The 23,435-nt window shown below is 71.1% G+C and carries 19 protein-coding genes; 10 read left to right on the forward strand and 9 right to left on the reverse strand.

All coding sequences use genetic code 11. The annotated features are described in order from the left end of the window. Position 1: 1 nt before the first annotated feature. From MICNX66_RS00765 to MICNX66_RS00775, 3 genes are all read right to left on the reverse strand, one after another. The gene (locus MICNX66_RS00765) at positions 2–1,357 is read right to left on the reverse strand and encodes an anaerobic C4-dicarboxylate transporter family protein (protein ID WP_187662909.1); all 1,356 of its coding nucleotides are present in this window, start codon (positions 1,355–1,357) and stop codon (positions 2–4) included. After that, positions 1,354–2,094 carry a peptidase E gene (locus MICNX66_RS00770; RefSeq protein WP_187662910.1) on the reverse strand — a complete coding sequence of 247 codons (741 nt, stop codon included), beginning with the start codon at positions 2,092–2,094 and terminating at the stop codon, positions 1,354–1,356. Before MICNX66_RS00770 ends, MICNX66_RS00765 begins: the two co-directional genes overlap by 4 nt. A 97-nt stretch (positions 2,095–2,191) precedes the next feature. Beyond that, a complete protein-coding gene (locus tag MICNX66_RS00775; protein WP_187662911.1) occupies positions 2,192–2,929 on the reverse strand; it encodes an SGNH/GDSL hydrolase family protein in 738 nt (245 codons plus the stop codon). 498 nt (positions 2,930–3,427) lie between these two features. On the opposite strand from MICNX66_RS00775, the gene MICNX66_RS00780 reads away from it, so the two are divergent. The 9 genes from MICNX66_RS00780 (at position 3,428) to MICNX66_RS00820 (ending at position 14,648) form a co-directional block, all read left to right on the forward strand. Next, positions 3,428–4,999, forward strand: a complete 1,572-nt coding sequence (locus MICNX66_RS00780; RefSeq protein ID WP_187662912.1) for a DUF5979 domain-containing protein — start codon at positions 3,428–3,430, stop codon at positions 4,997–4,999. 119 nt (positions 5,000–5,118) lie between these two features. After that, on the forward strand, positions 5,119–6,540 hold the full coding sequence (locus tag MICNX66_RS00785) for a sigma-70 family RNA polymerase sigma factor (protein WP_187662913.1): 1,422 nt from the start codon (positions 5,119–5,121) through the stop codon (positions 6,538–6,540). A 103-nt stretch (positions 6,541–6,643) separates the two neighbouring features. Continuing rightward, the gene (locus tag MICNX66_RS00790; protein WP_187662914.1) at positions 6,644–8,740 is read left to right on the forward strand and encodes a DUF11 domain-containing protein; all 2,097 of its coding nucleotides are present in this window, start codon (positions 6,644–6,646) and stop codon (positions 8,738–8,740) included. 110 nt (positions 8,741–8,850) lie between these two features. Next, positions 8,851–9,948: a non-hydrolyzing UDP-N-acetylglucosamine 2-epimerase gene (gene wecB, locus MICNX66_RS00795; RefSeq protein WP_232089148.1), complete on the forward strand. Its 1,098-nt coding sequence runs from the start codon at positions 8,851–8,853 to the stop codon at positions 9,946–9,948. Next, complete coding sequence (locus tag MICNX66_RS00800) at positions 9,948–10,172, forward strand: LPXTG cell wall anchor domain-containing protein (protein WP_187662916.1); 225 nt, start codon at positions 9,948–9,950, stop codon at positions 10,170–10,172. Before wecB ends, MICNX66_RS00800 begins: the two co-directional genes overlap by 1 nt. Continuing rightward, positions 10,172–11,530, forward strand: a complete 1,359-nt coding sequence (locus MICNX66_RS00805) for a glycosyltransferase family 2 protein (protein WP_187662917.1) — start codon at positions 10,172–10,174, stop codon at positions 11,528–11,530. Before MICNX66_RS00800 ends, MICNX66_RS00805 begins: the two co-directional genes overlap by 1 nt. Next, positions 11,530–12,123 (forward strand): exosortase/archaeosortase family protein, encoded by a 594-nt coding sequence (locus tag MICNX66_RS00810; RefSeq protein ID WP_187662918.1) that lies wholly within the window; start codon positions 11,530–11,532, stop codon positions 12,121–12,123. Before MICNX66_RS00805 ends, MICNX66_RS00810 begins: the two co-directional genes overlap by 1 nt. Positions 12,124–12,199: 76 nt before the next feature. Next, complete coding sequence (locus MICNX66_RS00815) at positions 12,200–12,871, forward strand: hypothetical protein (RefSeq protein WP_187662919.1); 672 nt, start codon at positions 12,200–12,202, stop codon at positions 12,869–12,871. Between the two features lie 34 nt (positions 12,872–12,905). Continuing rightward, positions 12,906–14,648 (forward strand): DUF7927 domain-containing protein, encoded by a 1,743-nt coding sequence (locus MICNX66_RS00820; RefSeq protein ID WP_187662920.1) that lies wholly within the window; start codon positions 12,906–12,908, stop codon positions 14,646–14,648. A gap of 89 nt (positions 14,649–14,737) precedes the next feature. Here MICNX66_RS00820 and MICNX66_RS00825 read toward each other — a convergent pair whose 3' ends face one another. Continuing rightward, positions 14,738–15,265 (reverse strand): cytochrome C5, encoded by a 528-nt coding sequence (locus MICNX66_RS00825; protein ID WP_187662921.1) that lies wholly within the window; start codon positions 15,263–15,265, stop codon positions 14,738–14,740. Positions 15,266–15,418: 153 nt separating this feature from the next. On the opposite strand from MICNX66_RS00825, the gene MICNX66_RS00830 reads away from it, so the two are divergent. After that, a complete protein-coding gene (locus MICNX66_RS00830) occupies positions 15,419–17,599 on the forward strand; it encodes a S8 family peptidase (protein WP_187662922.1) in 2,181 nt (726 codons plus the stop codon). 69 nt (positions 17,600–17,668) lie between these two features. Here MICNX66_RS00830 and corA read toward each other — a convergent pair whose 3' ends face one another. From corA to MICNX66_RS00855, 5 genes are all read right to left on the reverse strand, one after another. Next, entirely contained in the window at positions 17,669–18,670 is a 1,002-nt protein-coding gene (gene corA / locus MICNX66_RS00835) for a magnesium/cobalt transporter CorA (RefSeq protein ID WP_187662923.1), read from the reverse strand. 291 nt (positions 18,671–18,961) lie between these two features. After that, positions 18,962–19,756: an SDR family NAD(P)-dependent oxidoreductase gene (locus MICNX66_RS00840; RefSeq protein ID WP_187662924.1), complete on the reverse strand. Its 795-nt coding sequence runs from the start codon at positions 19,754–19,756 to the stop codon at positions 18,962–18,964. 304 nt (positions 19,757–20,060) lie between these two features. Further along, positions 20,061–21,083: a Gfo/Idh/MocA family protein gene (locus MICNX66_RS00845; RefSeq protein ID WP_187662925.1), complete on the reverse strand. Its 1,023-nt coding sequence runs from the start codon at positions 21,081–21,083 to the stop codon at positions 20,061–20,063. Further along, positions 21,080–22,099, reverse strand: coding sequence for a Gfo/Idh/MocA family protein (locus MICNX66_RS00850; RefSeq protein ID WP_187662926.1), 1,020 nt, complete (start codon positions 22,097–22,099; stop codon positions 21,080–21,082). The genes MICNX66_RS00845 and MICNX66_RS00850 overlap by 4 nt, the downstream gene beginning before the upstream one ends. Continuing rightward, a complete protein-coding gene (locus tag MICNX66_RS00855; protein ID WP_187662927.1) occupies positions 22,096–23,265 on the reverse strand; it encodes an ROK family transcriptional regulator in 1,170 nt (389 codons plus the stop codon). Before MICNX66_RS00855 ends, MICNX66_RS00850 begins: the two co-directional genes overlap by 4 nt. Positions 23,266–23,435: the final 170 nt, after the last annotated feature.

Below are 23,435 nucleotides of genomic sequence, written 5' to 3' on the forward strand. Positions count from 1 at the left end.
GTCACGTGAACAGGAACGACAGCGCCACCCCGACGACGATCGCCGTGCCGACGTAGACGAGGTTCGGCAGCTGGAACGAGTGGTCGATGACGAACTTGCCCATCTTCGTCGTCCCGGTCTGGTCGAACGCGACCGTCGCCACCTGGCTGCCGTTGGCGGGCAGCGTGTAGATGCCCATCGCCGCCGGCCACAGCCCCACCAGCAGGGAGGCGGGCAGACCGATCGTGATGCCGATCGGGACGATCGCGTTCGTGGCGCTCGACTGGCTGGTCGTGAGCATGGCGACCGCGAAGAGCGCCAGCGCGAACAGCAGAGCGCCGAGGAAGGCGGACGATCCGGAGACGACCGAGCCCAGCCCGTCGACGATGAGGGTCTGGTTCGCGGCGACGAACGTGTTGGCGAGCCAGGCGATGCCGAACAGGGCGATGGCCCCGACGATGCCCGCGGGGAACGTGGACTGCTTCGGCACGTCGGCGGCCTTGACCTTGCAGAACACGAAGATCAGCGCGGCGATGATGCCCATGACGACCTCGATGATCACCGTGACGCTCAGGCGGAGCGGGTCGCCGTCGTCATCGGTGCCGATGACCGGACGGAGGTTCTCGAACAGGCCGAAGAAGACGATCACCGCGACGCCGGCGAGGAACAGCGAGGCCGAGAGCACGGCGGTCGGCGGGAGCTTGTTCTCGTGCGCGTCGACGGTGGGCGGCTTGATCTGCCCCTCCGCCAGGCGCTTCTGGTACTCCGGGTCGTCCTCGAGGTCCTTGCCGTGACGCATCATGACCAGGGCGGCGACGAGCAGGCCCGCGATCGAGGCCGGCCACATGATGAGGAGCAGGCCGCCGAGGTCGACGCCCTGCGGCGCGAGCAGCACGACCATCGATGCGGTGGCCGCGGAGACCGGCGAGCACAGGATGCCGACCTGCGAGGCGACGGCCGAGACCGACAGCGCCCGCTCCGGCCGGATCTTCTGCTGGTAGGAGACGTCGTAGATCACGGGCAGCAGCGGGTAGAAGATGTTGCCGGTCCCCGCGCCGACCGTGAAGAGGAACGACATCGCCGGCGCGAGGAAGACGACGGACTTCGGGCGTTTGCGGATGACCTTCGCGGCCACCGACACCATCCAGTCGATGCCACCGGCGGCCTGCATGGTCGAGGCCGCGGTGATGACCGTGATGACGATGAACACCGCGTCGACGGGGGCGTTGCCGGGGGCCTCCCCGAACACGAACACGAGCACCGCGACGCCGACGAGGCCCCACACGCCCAGGCCGATCCCGCTCGTGCGGGTGCCCATGAAGATCGCCAGGACGACGACGATGAGCTCGGCGACGAGGATCCAGACGCTGTCGTTCACGACGACGGCCCCTTCACGATCGGCGCCGCCCCGGTGAGGACCTGCACCGGCAGCTCGGTCTCGACGATATTCCCGTCGGCCGCCTCGACCTTCAGCGCCAACGCGTTCTCGACCGGGCTGACCGCCGTGACGAACTCGCTGTTCTCGAAGTGCAACGACTGCAGGTTGCCCACCGCATACCCGGTGGAGAGCTCGCCGCTGAGCAGGGAGGCGTGGAAGAGCGGCCGTCGCTGGTCCTCGGCGTCGTAGTGCGGACAGAAGCTGCCGTGCAGGAACCCGAGACCCTCGGGGAGCACCTGCAGCGTGGGCCCGTAGCTGTCGGTCGTGCCGCCCTCGAACCAGCAGATGCCGCCCGCGCTGCCTCCCGTGAACACGACGTTCGACGAGGGGTCCTCCCACATCTCGCGCATGATCTCGTCGAGGCCCTGACGCTTCCAGACGTCGAGCATGTTGGCGGTGTTCCCGCCGCCGACGTGGATGACGTCGAAGCCCTTCACGAACCCGGCCAGGTCGTCGACGGCGCGATGGAACAGCGGCAGGTGGTGCGGCGCGCATCTGTCGGAGTCGTACGTGGAGTAGAAGCTCACGATGTAGGCGGTGTCATCGCCGGTCGCGGTGCCGACGAAGAGGACCCGAGGCCGCTCCTTGCCGGTGAGCTTCAGGATGTACTCGTGCGTCGGATCGTTCCGACGTTCCATCATGGCCTTGCCGGCCCCGGTTGCGACGACGTGCGACATGCCCCCACCTCACTGTCGAGTGTGAATGCGCTCAACCTAGCGTCGCGCCGTCACCGCCGTCCAGAGCGGTCACCCTGGCCGGGTGAATCCGCGCCTCTCAGCCGAAGACGCGAGCCGTGCCGACCATGCCTTCCAGGAGGGCGGCTGTGCGGGCGCGCGGTCCCTCCGGCGCGATGCCGAGGACGCGGGCGAGCTCCAGGGCGAGAGCGGCGTGTCCGGCGGCGCTGGGGTGGAAGGGGTCGTTCATGAGGCCCCACGGCATCCCGCCACCGCCCAGCTCTGCGAAGTGCGCGTACTGGTCGACGAGGATCACGTCCTCCGCGGACGCGACCCGACGGACGGCCTCGGCGAAGTCGGCGATCCGCGCCCGCTCCGGCGCGTTGCGGACGTCGATGGCGGGCGGCGTCTGGAGCACCGGGATGGCGCCGATTTCGCGCACCCGGCTCACGAAGTCATGCAGGGAGGCGGCGTAGTCGTCCGGCGAGATCACCGGTCGGGGCCCGCCGTCCGAGGCGTCGTTGGTGCCGACCATGAGGGTGACGACATCCGGCTGCCAGCCCGCGACCCGACGCTCCCAGTCGTCGAGGATGTCGACGATCCGGTTGCCGCTGATCGCGGTGTTGAGCACGATGTCGCGGACGCGCTCGAGCTCGCCCCTGATCAGCTCGTGGAGGTGCTCCTGGTAGCTGCGCCCGCCCTGGGTGTGCACCAGGCCGTGGGTGATCGAGTCGCCGGTGATGACCCAGTTCAGCGGTGCCGGGTCGCGGAGCGCGTCGGCGAGGCGGCGGAGGTCGTCGTCGGCGGTGGCAGGGGAGGCGGAGGGGGCGATCGGCACGTTTCCGAGCTTATCCGGCGTAATGCTCAGGGGCCGTTCCCGTCCTGTTTGCCGAGGGGCGAGGCTGGGCATGTGAGCGCGGACGGGATCCGTGGCCCAGGACGTCGTCGAATCCCCAACCCGACGACGTGGAGAAATCGAGTCCCTCGTGCGGCGGGCTGCTCCCCCGGCCCGCCGCACAGCCCCGGTCTCGGGGCGTTCCGTCGGCCCATTCCGGAACGCCGATATACGCGCGGCTGCGAACACCTGCGATGCGCCGCATGAGGGGTACCGTCGTTGGCGGCCTGTGCGAGGGAGGGGAACCTTGCGGGCCGGGGGAGAGCTCCGCGGCATCGCCGCGGGCGGAGAGAGTGCGACGCCGCGCGGCGTGGAGACACGTGCGGCGTGCATCGTCGCGTTCCGCAATCCTGCGGAACGCGCGTAGTACGTCGGGCCCCGCCGTGTCTCATCTTCGACCGTGCCCACGTCGCGTGTGCGCGGCTGTCACCGGAGGAACACATGCTGACCCATTCGCCACCCGTCCGACCCCGCTCGGGACGGAGCCGCATCGCCCGCCGCGTCGCCGCCGTCGCCATGATCGTCGGCGGATTCGTCGGAGCCCTGCTCGTCCCCGTCGCGGCGACCGCGGCCCCGCCGTACACGACCGGCGCGACGGTCGAGTCCCTGGCCTTCACGGAGACGGCCGTCGCCAGCGGCACGAAGGCCGAGCTGACCGGCACCTGGTCCCTGCCGGACAACCCGGTCGCACCTGCCGGCTTCGTCGTCGAGCTCCCCGAGGGCCTCCGTGGGCTGCCGGACACCTTCCCGTTGCTCGACGCGGCGGGAGCTGAGGCGGGACGCTGCGTGACGACCGCCGCGCAGCTCGTCTGCGACATCGACAGCGCTTACCTCGAGGAGCACCCCGTCGGTCTCTCCGGAGGCTTCTCCTTCTGGGCGACGGTGACCACCGAGGTGAGCGAGACCACCACGGTCACCTACGACTTCGGTGACGTCACCGCTTCCGTCGATGTGAAGCCGGACCCCTTCATCTGCACGACCGACTGTGACTTCCGAGGCCGCGCGGACTTCAAGAGCGGGGAGTACCAGAACACCTCGGACACCATCGCGTGGGACGTCGCCGTCGGGGCGGGAGCGAAGGGCATGGCCGCGGGTCAGGAAGTCGTCGTCACCGACGTCATCGGCTCCGACCAGGAGCTCCTGCGCGAATCCGCCGCCGGGGAACGCTACCCGTCGCTGTGGGTCGCCACCGGTCTGCAGACCCTCCCCAGCGGTCTCGTCGTCCCGGGGCCGGTCACCGAGGTCGCTGCCGCCGACTACACCGTCTCCGCCGACGGGACCACCGTCACCTTCACCGCCGTCGAGGGCGGCTTCTACAACGTGCACTACCTCTCGCGGGTGACCGACGACGGTGCGGCCGACACCTACCGCAACGCCGCCGAGATCCGGGTCGGCACCGAGACATCGTCGACGGTCACGTCGGAGGTCACCCGCCACGGCGGCTCGGGGACGGGGAACGGTACGCGCGTCGGGCGCTTCACGGCGCTGAAGACCCTCAGCGGTCCGGCGGCCGCGACCGAGCGGATCCCCGCCGGGACCCGGTACGTGCTGGAGTACACGTACCCGGCGGGGCCGGGCTTCCCGGCGGGCTCGGGGGTGCTCGATCTCGAAGCCGGATCGCCGGTGACGAGCCCGGCGCTGCCTGCCGGCGCGGAGGTCACGGTCCGCGAGCGGGCGCCGGAGCCCGTGGCCGGCACCGCCTGGGGCACGCCGGTGATCAGCCCGGAGCGGTTCACGGTGGGGGACCAGACCGTCACCGTGGGCGTGCAGAACCCGGTGGCCGTCGTGCCCCCGCCGCCCGTTCCGGCCACGCCGAGCACGCCGGCCACCCCGGCCACGCCGAGCACGCCGGCGACGCCGAGCACGCCGGCGACGCCGGCGGGCACTCCCGGGGGCTCGCTGGCCACGACCGGCGGGGAGATCGCGACAGCGGGTCTGCTCGCCGGGGTGCTGCTTCTGGGGATAGGAGGTGCGCTGGCGGCCGCGCGACGCGCACGCCGCGGGAACCGCTGATCGCACGCGCCGGGCGGGGTGCGGCCGACATCCGTCGGACCGCACCCCGCGTCGGCGCGAGAACGCACGGGTGAGGTTTGTCACCTCACCGACACAGGCCCTCGGGGGAAGGGAACACTATGAGCGACGAACGCAGAGACGAGGAGAGGGAACGCGACGCGGACCTGCTGGACCGGGTCCGCGGGGGTGACGAGCAGGCCTATGCGGAGCTGTGGGAGCGCTACGCACCCGCGGCGGCGGCCGTGGCCCGCAGCTACTGGTGGTCAGCCGATGCCGACGACCTCGTCGCAGAGTCCTTCACCCGCATCTATCAGGCGATCCAGGCCGGGAAGGGGCCGACGGCCGCGTTCAAGCCGTACCTGTTCGCCACGATGCGCAACCTCGCCATCAGCTGGGGCCGCGCCCGTCGCGAGGTGCCCATCGAGTACATCGAGGCGGTGGAGGACCCGAACAGCACGGATGCCGCGGCCGACGCCGATTTCGACGCCTCGCTCGTCTCGCAGGCCATCCTGGCCCTGCCGGAGCGCTGGCAGGACGTGCTGTGGTTCGGCGAGGTCGAGCACCTCTCCATGCACGAGATCGGCAAGCGCCTCGACATCAGCGAGCGCGCGGCCGCGGTCCTCGCCTTCCGTGCCAGGGAGGGGCTCCGGCAGGCCTGGATCACCGCGCACGTCGCGGCCCGCCCGCCGGCCTCCCGGGAGTGTCAGTGGACGATGGGGAAGCTGGGCGCGCACGCCCGCCAGCGCCTCACGCCCCGGGACACGGCCCGTGTGCACGCCCACCTCGACGAGTGCGCCGACTGCCGCGCCAAGGCCGAGGAGGCGCGTCACGCCAGCTCGCGCATGCTGTCCGTCCTCTTCCCCGCCGGCATCACGGTGGGGGCCGGTGCGCAGATCTGGCAGTCGCTGACATCTGCCGGACTGTCCGCCAGCGCCGCCCCGCTGCCGCCCGCGATCGCCGCTCCGGTCGCAGGTATCGCTGCGGCGAAGGCCACCATCGGTATCGTGGCCGCGGTCACCGCGACGACGCTCGCGGCGACCGTCGCCGCCACGGTGGTCGGGGGCACCGCCGTGGTCGCGGCGCCCGCCGCCACGGAGGTCGTGACGTGGAGCGTACCCACCCCGGTCCCATCCCCGGAGGCGACATCCGCCCCGGCGGCGACGCCGGTCGCGAGCCCTCCGCCGTCGGCCGCGCCGGAGCCCTCCGCTCCTGCAGCGCCGCCGCCGGAGCCGGAGCCGGAACCCGCCCCCGAGGCGAGCGTGCCGAGCGCTCCTGTCCTCATCGACGTGCCAGGACAGGTCTCACGCACCGAGCTGCTGTCCGTGACCGTGGCGTGCGAGGTCGGTGCCGACCTCACGGTGTCCGCCTACGGCGCCACCCTGGCGGCGGGGACGTGCGCGGCGAACGAGCGATGGCAGGCGAGCTTCCGCGTCGACGCCTATCCGGTGCCCGCCGGGACCGCGGTGACCCTGAGTTTCGCGCAGTCCAACATCGCCGGGATCTCCGGCGCGGCGAGCGCGGAGGTGGTCATCGTGGATTGATTTCGGAACCGCGCGTAATCACCCCCGCGGATCGCTGTCCTGTAGGAGTCCGCCATCTCCGGATACCAGCGGATGAAGAGATCGAGATTGGAACCACATCGCCATGAGGAAACGATCGGGCGCCTTCGTGCTCGGATTGCTGCTCGCCCTGGGTACCGTCGCTGCCGCGGCACCCGCTGACGCCGCGACGGGAGCCGCGACCATCGTCGACGCGAACACCGGCCGGTTCACGCTGCCGGACGGCACGATCGCCACCGCCACACTCGCCGGCGGCTCCCGCATCTTCGGCGGCGAGGGTAAGACGCTGAGCTCCTGGAGCGGCACGGACGCCATGTACGCGGCCGGTGTCTCGGCGAAGGACCTCGCGACGCTCGACGTCCACTCGAACGCGAACTGCGGGACGTCGTCGCGCTGCGGCGAGGGACAGCTCACGATCACGTTCGATCGCCCGGTCGACGATCCCGCGATCCACATCGCCGAGTTCGGCGCCGGGACCGGCGGTACCGGACTCGGCGGGATCTCGGTCGCGGACGGCATCCGCTTCGCCTCCTCCGACGGCGGCGCCACCCGTGCGGTCGTCTCCGACGGCGCCACTTTCGTGGACGGAGGCGACGGCTACTCCCGCGGCGACATGAGGATCTCCTGCACCGCGGCCTCGCGCCCCGGGGGCTGCGGAAGCTTCACCGTCCCGGGCACCAAGATCACCCGGATCGTCTTCGATGTCGCCCGCTCCGCCCTCGGCGGCACGCAGACCGCAGCGCTGGACGGCTACGCCCTCGGGGTGACCGCCACCGCCACGCCGGACCCGAAGGTCGCCGGACTCTCGATCGCCAAGGTCGTCGACAAGGCCGCGGCCGCACCGGGCGACGTCCTCGACTACACCATCACCGTCCGGAACACCGGCGAGGCGGAGGCCCGTCAGGTGCCCGTGACCGACACGCTTCCCGCCGGGCTGCGCGATGCGACGGCCGATCAAGGCGGCGTGGTCGCCGACGGCGCGGTCGCCTGGACGATCGACGCCCTTCCCGCCGGCGGCACGAGCACCCTGCACGTCTCCGGGACCGTCGACCGCGCAGGCGCGGGCGCCACCCTCGTCAACCGCGCCGTGGTGGAGAACCCCGCCGGTGTCCCGGCCGAGACGCCGGCGCCCACGTCCTCCACGCCGTGTGCGGACGACGCGAGTGTCGCCTGCGCCTCCACGGTCGTCGCCGCCCTGCCGGCGTTGTCCCTCGCGAAGACCGTCGACAAGCAGGTCGCCGGCCATGACGAAGCGCTGTCGTACACCCTGGTCGTCGGCAACGCCGGGACGGCCCCGGCGACCGATGTCCCCGTGACCGATGTCCTTCCGCCCGCCTTGACCGCGGTCGCGGCCGATCAGGGCGGCGTGGTCGCCGACGGCGCCGTCCACTGGACGCTCCCCGAGGTCCCGGCCGGCGGCGAGGTCGTGCTGCACGTGACCGGCACGACGCCGGGAGGTCTCGACGAGGCCCAGCTCGTGAACCGCGCCACCGTGCAGAACTCCGCCGCTGCGCCGAACGGGACGCCCGCGCCGACGGTGACCACCCCGTGTCCTGACGACCCCCAGCAGGCATGCGCCCTGACCGCGGTGGCCCCGCTCGCCTCGTTGGAGATCGACAAGACCGTGGCGCAGTCCGCCGCGCCGGCGGGGTCCATCCTCGACTACACGATCACCGTGTCGAACGTCGGCCCCGGTGCTGCGACGCAGATCCCCGTCGTCGACGACCTGCCCGACGGTGCGCGGTTCATCGCCGCCTCGACCGGGGGCGTCGCCGTGCAGGACAGGGTGGGCTGGGTTGTGCCGGAGCTCGGCCCCGGGGAGTCGGCCACGATGACCCTCCGCGCGCAGCTGCCGCGGGACGCCGAGGGCACCGTCGTCAACCGCGCCACCGTCGCCTATGACGAGTCGATGATCGCCGGCCTGCGGGCAGCGGCTGTCCAGGCCGGGATCGTCGTTCCGGACGACCTGTCCGGCCTCCCCGCGCCGCCGCCGCTGTCGGCGACGCACGCCTGCGCGGACGACGCGCAGTGGTCGTGCGCGGCGACCGTCGTCCGTGCCCCTGCCGCTGCAGGGCTCGCGCAGACGGGCGGCACGCCGCTCTCCGTCCTCCCCGCGATCGCGCTGCTGGCGGGTGGAGCTCTGCTCCTCATCGTCTCCGCGCGTCGCGCGACCCACCGATAACCACTGATCGCGTCAGCCACGGGGGACCTCCCTCCGGGGGCTGATCGAGGTACCCAGAAATGCACTTCTCACAGTCCACTTCGTCCGTTCCGCTGCCGAAAGGCTCCGTCATGATCGTCTTCGGGACCCGTCCCGAGATCATCAAGCTCGCCCCGCTCGTCCGCGAACTGGGAGATGCCGCCTTCGTCGTCCATACCGGGCAGCACTACGACCCGGGGATGTCCCGGGTGTTCCTCCGGTCCTGCGGGATCGAGCGCGTCGATCTCCAGCTGCATGTCGGCGGTCTCCCGCGCGCGGCGCAGATCGGGCGCGCCGCCGAGCAGATCGCCGAGGCCATCACCCGCTTCGAGCCGCGGTACGTCGTGGTCCAGGGCGACACGAACGCGACGTTCGCCGCCGCTCTCGCCGCGAATGCCGCAGGGGTGCGCCTCGGGCACGTCGAGGCGGGACTGCGGGCGCACGATCGCCGGATGCCCGAGGAGCACAACCGGGTGATGGTCGACCACATCGCTGACGACCTGTTCGCGGCGACGGCGGCGAACCGTGCCAACCTCCTCGCCGAGGGCATCGACGAGGAGCGCATCCTCGTCACCGGCAATCCGGTGGTGGAGGCGGTGCGCGCCCAGCGCGCGGGCGCGGCCGGCGATGCGGACGAGCTCGCGCGGCTCGGATTGACGCCTGCCGGCTTCGTCCTCGCCACCCTGCACCGTCAGGAGAACGTGGACACTCCGGAGAACCTCCTGGCCACCCTCCGCGCGTTCAACGCGATCGCGGCGTCGGGGTGGCCCGTCGTGTTCCCCGTGCACCCACGCACCAGGGCGATGCTCACCTCGCTGGACGCCACGCACCTCCTGGACGCACTGATCGCCGAGGAGCCGCTCCCCTACGAGCGGTTCCTGGCGCTCGCCGCCCACGCCGCTCTGCTGGTCTCCGACTCCGGCGGCATCCAGGAGGAGGCGACGGTGATCGGCCGCCCCGTCCTCGTCGTGCGGGACTCGACCGAGCGCCCCGAGGCGCTGGGCGCCTTCACCCGGCTCGTCACCCCGCAGGAGCTCGCTCCGGCCGCCTCCGCCCTGCTCGGCGCGGTGGAGCCGACCCTCGCCCGACTCGCCACCCTGCCGTCCCCCTTCGGCGACGGGCAGGCCACCGCGCGCATCGCGGCGCACATCCGCAGCACCGTCGCCTCGACCCGCACTGAGGAGTCCTGATGTACAGCAACGCCCTGACCACCCCGCTCGCCACGGTCGGCGCCCTCGCCGTCACAGGTCCGGAATCGATGACCACCTGGGTCATGGCGGCGGGGATCGCGGTGACCGTGGGGGCGGGGCTGCTCCTGCGCACCCGCCTGCTGCGGCGGTCGGCGCCGGCTCCCCGCCCGATCCGTCGGTCCGTCGCGCCGGAAGAGGACCCGGCGCCGGGGAGGACACCCTGATGTTCCCGGTGCTCAACGCGTTCACGGTCCTGCTCGGCGTCGCGTTCGTCACGTACGTCCTGTTCATCCTCATCCCCTATCTCCGTTATCCGAAGACCACCCCGGGCGATCCGGCGAGCTTCGAATGGCACTTCTTCATCCCGTGCCGGGACGAGGAGGCGGTGATCGATACGACCGTGTCGCGGGCGCGGCGGGACTTCCCCGGCGCCCACGTCTGGGTGATCGACGACGACAGCGAGGACGCCACGGCGTCGATCGTCACCCGATGGGCCGAGGCCGACGAGCACGTGCATCTCGTTCAGCGCCGTCGCCCCGAGGCGCGGACTGGCAAGGGCGACGCACTCAACGCCGCCTATCATCAGCTCCTGGCCTGGCTCCCCGCAGACGCCGACCACGATCGGATCGTCGTCGTCGTCATCGACGCGGACGGCGAGATGGAGCCCAACGCCCTCGAGATCTGCGCCGCCGACGACATCTTCGGCGACGAGAGCGTGGGGGCGGCGCAGATCGCGGTCTGGATGAAGAACCGCGACGACCCGAAGCCCTACCCGCACGGCGGGCGGTTCGCCAACACGTTCGCGCGGTTCCTGCTGCGGATGCAGGATCTCGAGTTCCGCACCACCATCGCCGCGATGCAGTCGCTCCGGGCGAAGACCGGGACCGTGGGGCTGGGCGGCAACGGCCAGTTCACCCGGCTCTCCGTGCTCGATGCGATCGGCGACACCTTCGGCGAACCGTGGCACGGCGCCCTGCTCGAGGACTACGAGCTGGGCGTCCATGTCGTGCTGGCGGGCTACCAGGTCCGCCACGTCTACGACACGCACGTGAACCAGGAGGCGCTGCCCTCGATCCGCCGTCTGCTCACGCAGCGCACCCGGTGGGCGCAGGGGAACATCCAGTGCGTCAAGTACATCCGCGAAGTGCTGAAGTCGCCGTACGTCGACAACGCCGGGGTCATCGAGACCGTGTACTACCTCGTGCTGCCCTTCCTCCAGATGCTCGGAGGGCTCTCGTTCCTCATCCTGTTCGGCGCCCAGGTCGGGTACTGGGTGCAGCAGCCGGAGCTCTTCCAGGTCGCGCTCGGCGACACCCTCGGCGTCCTCGGGCTGCTGTTCGCCTTCTCCGTCGCCCCGTTCGCCGTCTGGGGGTTCGTCTACAAGATCCGCTGCGAACCCCAGGCGAGCTGGCTGACGGCGCTGGGGTGGGGGCTCGGGGTGTGGCTCTACGTCTATTACATGTACATCTGCATCGCGCGGGCGTTCCTGCGCATCGTCCGGGGCAAGAACGGATGGGCCAAGACACGCCGCAATGCGGAGGCCCACGTCGTCGTCAACGGATCCGTCGCCGTGGAGGCCTGATGACCACCGTCACCGAAACCCTGCCCGCCCTCCGCGCCCGTCGACTGGATCGGGTGTCGCCGCCGAACCGTGCCGCGCGGGTGGTCGTGGCCCTGCTGATGCTCGCCGCGGGCGGAGCGCTCCTGGCGGTCAACACCTCCTTCCGCGCCGTCGAGGCGGTCGTCGCGACGTGGCTGCTCTCGCCGTTCGTCGAGGGCCAGCGCGCGGCGATCGGCGAGCACTATCTCGTCTGGACCCCGACCGGAGACCTGATCGCTCTGCAGATCACGGTCGAGTGCACAGCACTCCTGATCGGGCTCCCGCTCACCGTGGTCGCCGCGGTGATCCTCGCCTTCACCCGCGTGCGGTGGAGCCGGCTGTTCGGCGGGCTCGCAGCCATGTGGGGCATCGTCTTCGCGGTCAACATGCTGCGGCTCGTCCTGATCGGCTGGGCCACCCAGACCTGGGGTCTCGATCCGGGCTACAAGGTGAGCCACGTGTTCGTGGGTTCCCTCGTCGGCGTCCTGGGGTACGTCGTCGGACTCGTCGTCATGCTCCTGATCATCGGCGTCCGTGCCCCGCAGCGCCGGAATACTCGCCGTCCGCGGGCGTAATCGACCCCCGTCCCCACCGTCTCATTCGCGGCGAAGCACTCTGCTCGTCGTGTCCACATCAAGAAAGAGGCTCATCATGAAGAGCATCCTCAAGACCGCGTGCAGCGCCGGTGTCGGCCTGCTGATCGTCGGGGGCTCGCTCCTCGGCGCGCAGGGGGCCATGGCCGCCGACCAGCCCGACTCCACCGACGGCGCATCGAGCGGCGGCATCTCCTCGGTCCGCAGCACGGAAGACGTCGACGGTCAGGCCTCGACCCGCGGCTACCTGGGTCGAGCCACCCAGACGGCCGCGACGGGCGTGACGCCGGGGTCGGAGATCAAGGAGGGCGCGATCGTGCAGCTCGTCAACGACGAGCAGATCGACGGCGTCTACAAGGTGATCCTGCCCGTGCCGGCGCACACGACCTTCGCGTCGGCGACCAGCGGCGGTCAGCTCGTCGGTGGGAACGTCGTCTGGACGTTCAACGTCACGCACGACGGCGGCACCAGCATCGTCACCCCGATGGCGACGTTCACCGTCGACGCCGACTACTGGGGTCCGCAGATCACCAACAGCGCCAAGGTGCTCTACACCGGTGGCGTCTTCACCGACGACCACCGCTTCACCTACAACTACAGCCACACCTTCGCCGAGCGTCCGCCGGTGCCGGTGGCCGATCCTGCCGTCGGACTCGCGGGTGCCGGTGTGATCGCCGTCGGAGCTGCCGGCGCGTTCGCGCTGCGTCGTCGTCCCTCGGCGACCCGGTGACGGGCGCCGGACAGACACGGAGGAACAGAGACCTGTGAAGAAGACATCCTTTCTTCGGGGTGCGCTGACCGTGGGGGTGCTCACCGCTCTGGCGGCGGGCGCCCTCGCGGGTGCCCCCGCCGCCTCGGCGGCCGACGTCAACGGCTGGAGCGGATCGGGAGACACCCGCACCGCGTCGGCCGCCGGAGCGACGGCCCGCATCACCACCACCGACAAGGTGCAGATCAAGAGCTCCGGTGACGTCGTCAATCTCGCCACCGTGCGCGACGGCGGGGAGCTCGGGCTCAACGTGATCGGCCTCAACGAGGGCTACCCCTGCAAGAACGGCATCGAGTGCGTCCGCGGGAACGTCGTGGTCGACTTCGGCCAGCAGGTGACGAACCCGAAGATCACCCTCGCCAACCTCGGCGGTGACGTGTACTCCATCGGCGGCGTCGTGCAGTCCTCGGCGAAGTACACGCTGAAGCCCTCCGGGGTGAGCCTCAGCGCCGTGAGCGGCAACCTGGACGTGACGTCGAACACGATCACCTCGACCTCCTTCGCCGCCAAGACCGGCACGGTGCAGGTCAACGGCACGGTCTCGAAGGTGGAGTTCCAGCTCAGCATGCGCTCGAAGGGCGCGTTCCTCGGGCTCGTGCCGACCTGGACGAAGGTGCCGAGCGACCTGCACAGCATCGACATCGACGTGGACAAGCCGACGGCGCCCGCGCTGACGGTGGACAAGAACGATCACCGCGACAGCGCCGTGATCGGCGACCAGCTCTCGTACGACATCGTGGTGCGCAACACCGGCACCGCTGCGGCGAGCGACGTCGTCGTCAGCGACGACCTGCCGGCCGGGCTCACCGGTATCACCGCCTCGTACACCGCTGGCACGACCGGTCAGGTGTCGATCACCGGGCAGCGCGTCCAGGGCACGATCCCATCGCTCGCTCCTGGCGCGTCCTCGACGATCACCGTGAAGGCGACCGTCGGGGCATCCACGCCGATCGGGAACCTGCGCAACAACGCCTGCGCCGTGGGAACCGCCACGAACCAGGCCTGTGACTGGGACGACACCACCATCACCAAGAAGACCACGCCCGTGCTGACGATCAGCAAGGACGACGGTCAGGGTGATGTGAAGCTCGGACAGGACCTGACGTACGACATCGTCGTGCGGAACACCGGCGACGGTGCGGCCACGAACGTCGTGGTCAGCGACCCGCTCCCGGCCGGTCTCGACTTCGTCTCGGGCAACGGCCCGTCGGGTGTGACGGTGAGCGCCTCCGGGCGCACCGTGACCGCCAACCTCGGCACGCTCGAGGCAGGGCAGTCGGTGACGCTGAAGGTGAACGCCAAGGTCAACCAGTCGGCTCCTCCCGGGGCGCTGACCAACCAGGCCTGCGCGGTCGCCGGTAACGCGGCGAACGTCTGCGCGACCGACACCGACACCGTCAAGCGCGAGTTCTTCCAGTACACGTTCAACTCGAACCCGACCGACCCGACGCCGGGCCAGGCCGTGACGTACCGGATGGAGTTCGGCAACAACGGCAACGTCGACTCGGCGAACGCGGAGATCGCATACACGCTGGCGGGCATCCTCGACGATTCCAGCTGGAACCCGTCGAGCGTGACGGCCAATCGCGGCACCGTCACCGTGAGCGGCGACAGCATCGACTGGAAGGGACCCCTCGCCTCGGGCGAGACGGTCGTGATCACCTTCACCGGTGTCTGGAACGGGAACGGCGACGGTTTCGCCTTCCCCAACGTCACCTACTACGGCAGCGCGCGCTAGCCGGAACTCAGGCGAACGCGCGGGTGCAGGCCCATTCCTCTGGGGTGGCCTGTGCTCGCGCGTTCGCCTGTTTCCGCGCGTCCGCGGAGTCAGTCGCGGTCGGCGCGGCTGATGAGGTCCATCAGCTCGTCGAGCGTGTCGACGTCGATGACCTCGGTGCCGTCGGGCTCGCGCACCTCGATGCCGTCGACCTCCAGCTCCTCATCGAGCTGCACGAGGATGCGCGACTCCGGGAACTGCCGGGGGGCGACGAACGCGAGCAGCACGGCGTCCGCGAACACCACGACCGACGTGGCCTCGAGGTCGTCCCGCAGGTCGACCTGCTCGACCACCGGCTCCTCGTCCACCGCATCCTCGATGTCGAGCGCGACCTCCTCGACGATCGCCCGCCACCGCTTCTCGCTCATCGAGAGCACGCGCGCGATGGCCGCCACGAGCTCGTCCGGATCCATGTCCTCCGCGCTCTCGTCGCCGTCGAGCTCGGGGTCCACGTTCACGTTCACGACGGTGCCGGCGGCGTCCAGGCTCGCCCGTCCGTAGACGAGACCGTTCTCGGAGACGGGGTCTTCGAGCAGACCGCTCTCGACGATGCGGGACAGGAGGAGTTCGAGCGCCATGCTTCCAGTCTCGCGCATCCTGCCTTCCGCGGCCCCTGGTTCTTCCGCGACCTCGGCCCAGGGTCGCGCGTAATCGAACACCCCTTCGCGCCTCTTGTTCACTGGACCATCCCGACTCGACGGCCCAGGGCCGCGTTCGAAAGACAGGCTGCTGTGATCCGTCCCCTCTCCCGTTGCATCGGCGTGGCGCTCGCCGTCGGTGCCGCTCTCGCCCTCGCGATCCCGTCATCCCCGCTCCCGGCGGCTGCGGAGGTCGCCCCCGACACCCCCGCCCTGAACTGGGTCCTGAACACCGCCCCCGGCGGTCCGAGCGAGGAGACGCTGCGTGCGGCCATCGCCGACGCGGGAGGGACGTTCCTGATCTCGTACCCGGAGATCGGGGTCACCGTCGTCCGGGCGCCCGAGGGCGGGTTCGCCGCGCAGCTCCGCGACCTCCCGTGGGTGCAGTCCGTCGGTCCCACCCGCACGTCGACCACGCCCGACCGCCTCCCCGACCCCGCCGAGTCCGCGGCAGGCGTCACGGAGGAACCCGAGGCGATGCCTGCCGAGGGCACCGCGTGGGACACGGTCGCCGTCGGCGCGACGACCCCGGGCGGCGCAGGTGTGGTCGTCGGGGTCGCGGACAACGGCATCGATGCGGGGCACCCCGACCTCGCCGACCGCATCGACCCCGCTCTCTCGGTCGGCTGCGGCATCAACGGCGTCCCGGACACCCGACCGGCGGCGTGGGCTCCGGAAGCGGGACTCTCCGGGGCCCACGGGACGCATGTGGCCGGCAGTATCGCGGGTGCTACCGACGGCGCCGGCATCCGGGGGATCGCCCCGGACGCGCGGGTCGCCGCCATCAAGGTCGACAACCAGACCGGGCACATCTACCCGGAGGCCAGCATCTGCGCCACGATGTGGGCGGTCCGGCACGACATCCCGGTCGTGAACCACAGCTATTACGTCGACCCCTGGTACGTCTGGTGCGCCGGCGACGAGACGCAGTCCGCCGCGCTCGAGGCCCTCCGCCGCACATACGCGTACGCGCATGAGCAGGGCGTCGTCACCGTCGCCGCCGTGGGCAACGAGGCGCAGGACCTCGCCACCATGACCACCGATGTCGTCAGCCCCAACGACGGTGCACCCGAGCCGCGCCCCGTGGACGCCTCCTGCCTGAAGGCCCCGGCCGGGCTGCCCGACGTGATCTCGGTCGCCGCCGCCGACCAGGACGAGACCAGCGGCGCCGTCGTCATGGCCCGATTCTCCAACTACGGAGCGGGCACGGTCACCGTCACCGCACCCGGCGTCGTCTGGTCTGCGGTGACCCGTCAGGACGACGGCTCGATCTACGCGCTGTTCCCCGGCACCTCCATGGCCTCCCCGCACGTCGCGGGGCTCGCCGCGCGGCTGCTCGCGGCCGACCCGACGCTCACCCCGGACGAGGTCACGCGCCGTATCACGGCAACGGCCGACGGGGTCGCGGACGAAGGGCCGGACCGGATGGGCGCAGGCCTCATGGACGCCGACATCGGCGCCTCCGTCCCCGCCGTCGGCGTCTACTCCCGTGTCGCCCTCACCGGTCAGCCGTTCCGGGTGACGGGCAGCGGGTATCCGCCGCGGAGCCGTGTGGAGCTTCGCGTGGGCACGGCCACCATGCCGGTGCAGACCGACGGGCAGGGACGGTTCGCGACCGTGTTCCCCATCCCGGCGGATGCCCCTGCGGGCGTGAGCACTCTGACCGCCGGCGCGGCCCGTGCGCCCATAGTCATCCGCACTTCTCCGGCTGCGCCGACCATCCTCACCCCGAAGGCCGGAACCACGGTCGCGGCGACCACCACGACGATCTCGGGTACCGGCGTCCCGGGCTCGCGCGTCCGCGTGCACGTGCGCGACGGGGAGCTCACGCCGTTCCTGCGGTTCGTGACCGTGCGCGACGACGGCACCTGGACGGTGGACGCGCCGCTGACGCAGGGGACCTACGAGGTCGTGGCCCGGACGGTCATGGGCACCGACACCTCGGCCACCACCGCGCCGATCCGGTTCTCGGTGCACACGAAGTCGGCGATCGGCTACTCGGTCGAGCTGTCCCCGCAGCCGGGAGCCGCGCAGGACACGCTGATCGTCCTGGACCTCGCCAACGCCGGGGCAGTGGGAGGACGGGCTGTCGTGGACATCGATCTGACGGCGTTCGCGGATGTCGAGGTCCCCGTGCCGCCGGTGGGCGAGGTCGAGCGGACGGCTCGGGGGCTGCGGTGGACCCTCACGCTGGACTCGGCGCAGAAGGCCCAGCTGCAGATCCCCGCGACCTCCGGCGACGACCCGGCGTTCCCCGTGATCGCTGTTCGATGAGACAGGCGGTCACGCCGGTTCAGGCGCTTTCCGGAAGCGATGGCCTGAATCGGCGTGACAGCCTGCGCGTCACAACCACTTCTTGTACTTGAACACCCCGAACAGGCCGACGGCGAAGGCAAGCATCGCCCCGATCGCCATCGGATAGCCGAACGCCCAGTGCAGCTCGGGCATCACGTCGAAGTTCATGCCGTAGACGGTGCCGACGAGGGTGGGCGCGAAGATGATGGCCGCCCACGAGGAGATCTTCTTGATCTCGTCGTTCTGGGCCAAGCCCGCCTCCGAATGCCGCCGGGCGACGAGGGCCGACTGCACCGTGAGGGCGTTCTCCAGGATCGCCCGGAACGAGTCCACGCGCTCGTTGACGCGGATCGTGTGGTCGAGCACGTCGCGGAGCGAGCGCTGCAGCTCCTCGTCGATCCGGTACTTCTCCGACCCGCGGCGCAGCCACTCCAGCATGCCGCTCAGGGGGTGCACGGCGCGCTGGAAGTTGATGACCTCGCGGGAGAGCTCGTAGATGCGGCGGGAGAGGGCGTCGTCGTCGCTGTCGCCGAAGAGCTGGTCCTCGATCTCGTCGATGTCGTTCTCCAGGCCGGCGACGACGGGCTCGTACTCGTCCACGACCTCGTCGAGGATCGCGTAGAACACCGCCTCCGGTCCCATCGCGAGCAGCTCCGGGTTCGCCTCCATCCGGCGGCGGACCGCGGCGAGGTTCGGCGACTCGGCGTGGCGGATCGTCACCACGAAGTCGGGGCCGATGAACAGGTGCAGCTCCCCGAACTCGATCGACTCCTCCTTGTCGCGGTACCGGGCGGGGCGCAGCACGGCGAAGAGGGTGTCGCCGTAGCGCTCCACCTTGGAGCGCTGATGCCCCGAGAGCGCGTCCTCGACGGCGAGCGGATGCAGATCGAACTCCCTGGCGACCGAGGCGACCTCCTCGGGACTCGGTCGATACAGACCGATCCACGCGATCCCGCCGGCGGCATCCAGCATCCGGTAGGTCTCGTCCAGGTTCTTCGGGGTCTCCACGCGACGTCCGTGGACGTACACGCCGTTGTCGATGAGCGCCATGATGCGGCTCCGTTCTCGCGGGTGCACGCAGACCAGGGTCTGCGTGCGGATTCGTCAGGGGGCGGGAGACGCCGCCGATGACTGCGAGGCGAGAGGCACGGACGCGGAGCGGGAGCTCAACGCGCAGATGCAGGGAAGCGCGACGCAGCGAGGGCGGCGTCGTTACTATCGTCGGACATCGCCATCACCGCCTCTCCGTGCTTCTCCGGGGGCCAGCTTACCCCTCCGTTTCGAATCGCCCGAATGGCCCCATTCCGACCGGAGATGCCGCCACGTGCGCGATTCGAAGGATCAGGGGATGATGGCGTCGATGTAACCGCCGTCGACGCGGACCGCGGCGCCCGTCGTCGCCGAGGCGAGCGGGGACGCGAGGTACGCGACCATGTTCGCGATCTCCTCCGGCTCGATGAGCCGCTGCAGCAGGGACTGGGGGCGGTGCACGCGCATGAACTCACGCTGCGCCTCCTCCCACGGCAGCTGCGGATCCACGAGCGAGTACACGAAGTCCTCCACGCCGCCGGTGTGGGTCGGGCCCGCGAGCACCGAGTTCACCGTCACGCCCGTGCCGGCCGCCTCCTTCGCGAAACCCCGGGACACCGCGAGCAGCGCGGTCTTCGACATGCCGTAGTGGATCATCTCGGCGGGGATCACGACCGCGGAGTCGCTGGCGATGTCGAGCACCCGACCCCAGCCGCGCTCGCTCATGCCGGGCAGGGTCGCGCGGATGAGCCGGACGGCGGCGAGCACGTTCACCTCGAAATACCGCCGCCACTCGTCGTCGGAGATGTCGAGCGCGGGGGTCGCTCCGAAGATGCCGAGGTTGTTGACGAGGATGTCCACGTCTCCGGTGGCGGCGAGGACCGCAGCGGCCCCGTCCTCCGTGGTGACGTCGCCCGGGGCCGGGACGAGGTTCCGGTCCGGATCCTCCTCCTGCAGCGTGGCGATGACCGACGACACGGTCTCGGGGTTCCGGCCGTTGACCGCGACCCGCGCTCCCGCGTCGGCGAGGGTCGTGGCGATGGCGAGTCCGATGCCCTGAGTGGAACCCGTGACGAGGGCGGTTCTCCCGGCGAGGTCGATGCGCATGATGTCTCCTCCGTGTCGCTGCGGCCCCGGGTACAACGCCCGTCGCGCCGGTTTCATGCCCCTCCGCCGGCACCCCAGTCCGGGAGAGGCGGTACTCGACCATGCGCGCACCGTCTCCGTGCGGGACGAGAAGCGCACCCGCGGGACCCGAGTCAGGTGCGGGACGGGAAACGGGCCGGGGACGAGAGCGGAAGGCGCGGGTTTGATCTCGCACGGGGGACGCCGAGGGTGCGGGATGGGAAACGTGCCGGGGGCGCGTGCGGGAGGGGCGTTTTCGATCCCGCACGTGCGCACGCCCCGGGGGCTAGAGGGGGATGGGGGTGCCGGCGCGGGACGCGGACTCCTGGGCGGCCTTCACGATCTCGACGGTGCGGATGCCGACACCGGCGTCGGGCTGGGGCTGACGGCCCGCGCGGACGGCCTGCACGAACTCCTCGAGCAGCAGGGCGTCGAGGTCGGCCCCGACCGGGGTCCAGGTCTCTCCGTGGGCATCGTGCCCGGCCACGCCCTTCGCGAAGGGGCTCACGGTCACGGTCCCGCGCTCTGCCACGACCTCGAGGGTGAGGCCGCCCCAGGTCGCCGAGCTCATCGGCCAGCTCCACGAGCAGTCGATCGTGGCGACCACGCCGCTCGGATACTGGATCGTCACGAGGCCCCCCGTCTCGACCGCGAGGTCGCGCTCCCCGTGCAGGATGCTGTTCGACACCGCGCGGACGGTCTGCGCGCGCTCTCCCAGGAGCTCGTCGAGGAGATCGGCGCAGTGCACGACGTGGTCGACCAGGGCACCGCCGCCGGCGAGCTCGGGGTCGGTGAACCAGGCCCGGTCCTGCGGCAGCTTGCCGTTGTTGATGCCGGTGACGCCGAGGATCGCCCCGAGGCGTCCGCTGCGCAGCTCGGCGACCGCATCACGCACCGCGGGGGAGAAGCGCACCGGGTACGCCACCATGAGCAGCACGCCCGCCCGGTCGCAGGCGTCGCGCATCGCGATCGCGTCCTCGACGGTCGTCGCGAGCGGCTTCTCGCACAGCACGTGCACGCCGGCCGCGGCGGCCTGCTCGACGAGGGCGCGGTGACGGGAGTTCTCGGCGGCCACCACGACCGCGTCGGGGCCCCACGCGAAGGCGTCCTCGTAGGTCTCGACGTAGGCGACCCCGAGCTCCGCGGCCAGAGCGGCGCCGCGCGGAGCGTCGTCCGGGGCGGAGGCGCCGTCGGGGTCGGCGGCGATCAGCTCGACGTCGGGCATCTGCTGCAGCGCGTGCACGTAGCTGAGGGCGTGCGTGTGCGCGAAGGACAGCACGGCGATCCGCAGCGGGCGGGGAGCGGTCATCGGGCGGCCTCCTCGGCGACGGCGACGGCGGGGGACGAAGCGGGGAGGGCGACCGGGGCTCCGGAGGCGATCGAGGCGTAGGCGGCCTCGGCGACCGCGACCGCCCGGATCCCGTCCTCCGGGGTGACGGCGGCGTCGCGTCCCTCCGCGATGGCGGCCACGAAGTCGGCGATCTCCGCGTAGTACGGGCTCTCCTCCGGTGACATCGGCGGCAGGTAGTCGGTCGCACCCTCGACGAGCACGGCGTCGGTGCGCAGCGTGTGGTCCTCGGCGCTGTCGTAGCGCAGGCGCCCCTCGGATCCGGCGACCTCGACGCTCGTGCGGAAGGGCATGCCGGGCTGCACCCAGCTCGCGTGCACGTGGCTGATGACCCCGTTGCGATGGGTCAGCACGACGTGCGCCGTGACCGGGGCCGGAACGCGGTCGTCGACCGTCGGCGGGTTCTGCACGGCGTAGACGCTGTCGACCGGGCCGGCGAACCACAGCGCCTGATCGATGTCGTGGATCATGAGGTCGCGGATGACGCCGCCCCCGGCGCGCTCCGAGAAGAACCACGGGGCCTGGGGCGCGGCGCCGAGGCGACGGAAGCGCTGCACGGCGGGGATGCCGATCTGCCCGGCGTCGATGCCGGCCTTGATGCGGGCGTACTCCCCCATGTACCGGACGACGTGCGCGGGGAACAGCCGCACTCCCGCGGCGGCTGCGGCGACGGTCACCTCGGCGGCGGCCTCCGCGGTCGCGGCGAGCGGCTTCTCGCAGATCACGTCGAGCCCGCGGGCGATGGCGCGCAGGGCGAAGTCGGCGTGGGTGCTGCTGGGGGTGACGATGTCGACGACATCGACCTTCTCGAGGAGCGCGTCGACGTCGCCCACGACCTCGAACCCGTACTCGCCGGCGATCTCCTCGGCGCCCTCCTTCGAGGTGACGAAGCCCTGCACGCCGAGCGCCCGCCAGGCGTCGGCGTGCACGCGGGAGATCCCGCCCGCACCGATGAGTCCGACCTTCAACGTGCTCACTGCTTCTCCTCGGGGTCGTCGCCGGCCGCGGGGTCGTGCGGCAGGGGGGTGATCGGTGGGGCGGGCATGTCCTCGATGCCGTAGATGTCGCCCGGATGCCGCTGGAACGCGTGCACGACGGCGCCGTGGGCGGCGGCTTCCGCTCCCAGCCGTGCCTCGGCGACGGGCACCTGGAACGGCAGTCCGAGGTGGCCGGGCAGGGCGGCGCGCAGGGGGTCGAGCAGCTGTTCGTGCGCGGCCGAGAGTCCGCCGCCGATCACGACCATGGCGGGGTCGACCGTCATGATCAGGGTCGCGATCCCGTGGGCGAGTTCATCGATGAAGCCGTCGAGCTCCTCCTGGGCGGCCTGCTCTCCGGTGCGCGCCAGGGCGAACACCTCGGCGGCCGTCGGGGCGGTCCGCCACGAGATCTGCCCGGTCTCGGTGTTCAGGCCACGGAACGCCAGGCGGCCGATGTCTCCCGCCGCGTTGTGGATGCCGCGTCGGGGACGGCCCCCGAGGATGAGGCCCATGGCGATGCGGTTGCCGACGGACAGGTAGATGACGTCGTCGACGAGCTGCGCGACGCCGAGGTGGTGCTCCGCGACGGCCGCGAGTCGCACGCCGTTGTCGACGGCCACGGGGCAGCCGAACGCCTGACGCAGCTGCGAGCCGATGTCGATGCCGGACCACTCCGGGATGACGACCGAGGTGGTGACCCGTCCGTCGTCGTCGACGATGCCGGGCAGGGAGACGCCGATCGCCCGCAGACCGGTCCGCGGCAGCGAGAGCGGGGCGAGAGTGCCGCGGACGTCGTCGATCACCGCGGCGAGCTTGGCCGGGCCGTCCGGCTGCTCCGCGACGCCGGGGAACGCCCGCTGGGCGATGACCACGCCCGCGAGATCCGCGACGACGACCCGCACGCTCGCGACCCCGATGTCCACGCCCACCACCACACCGGCCGCGGCGTGGAAGGAGTAGCGGCGGGCCGGGCGCCCCGCGCCCCCGGCGTTCTGCGTGGGAGCGTCGACGAGGAGTCCGGAGTCGGAGAGCACCGCCACGGCGTTCTCCACGGAGGTGCGAGAGACCTCGAGCGAGCGGGAGAGGTCGCTGACGGTCGCCGGCCCGGCGTCCCGCAGCCGGAGTGCGGACCGCGCCACGATCGAGAGCGGACTGGTCGCGCCCATCGGGTCCCTCCTTCGTCTCCGCCGTTGGTGCGATCAAATTAGCACACCCGATTCTCAGATCGGGGATTGTTGTTCACGGCCGAGAAACACGGCCGAAACAAGGCTCTGAGAACTTGTGCTTGACGAATTATCCAAAGCCAATGTCATAATGAACCGTACTCAGCACGGTT

Source organism: Microbacterium sp. Nx66 (genome assembly GCF_904066215.1).
Lineage (GTDB): Bacteria > Actinomycetota > Actinomycetes > Actinomycetales > Microbacteriaceae > Microbacterium > Microbacterium meiriae.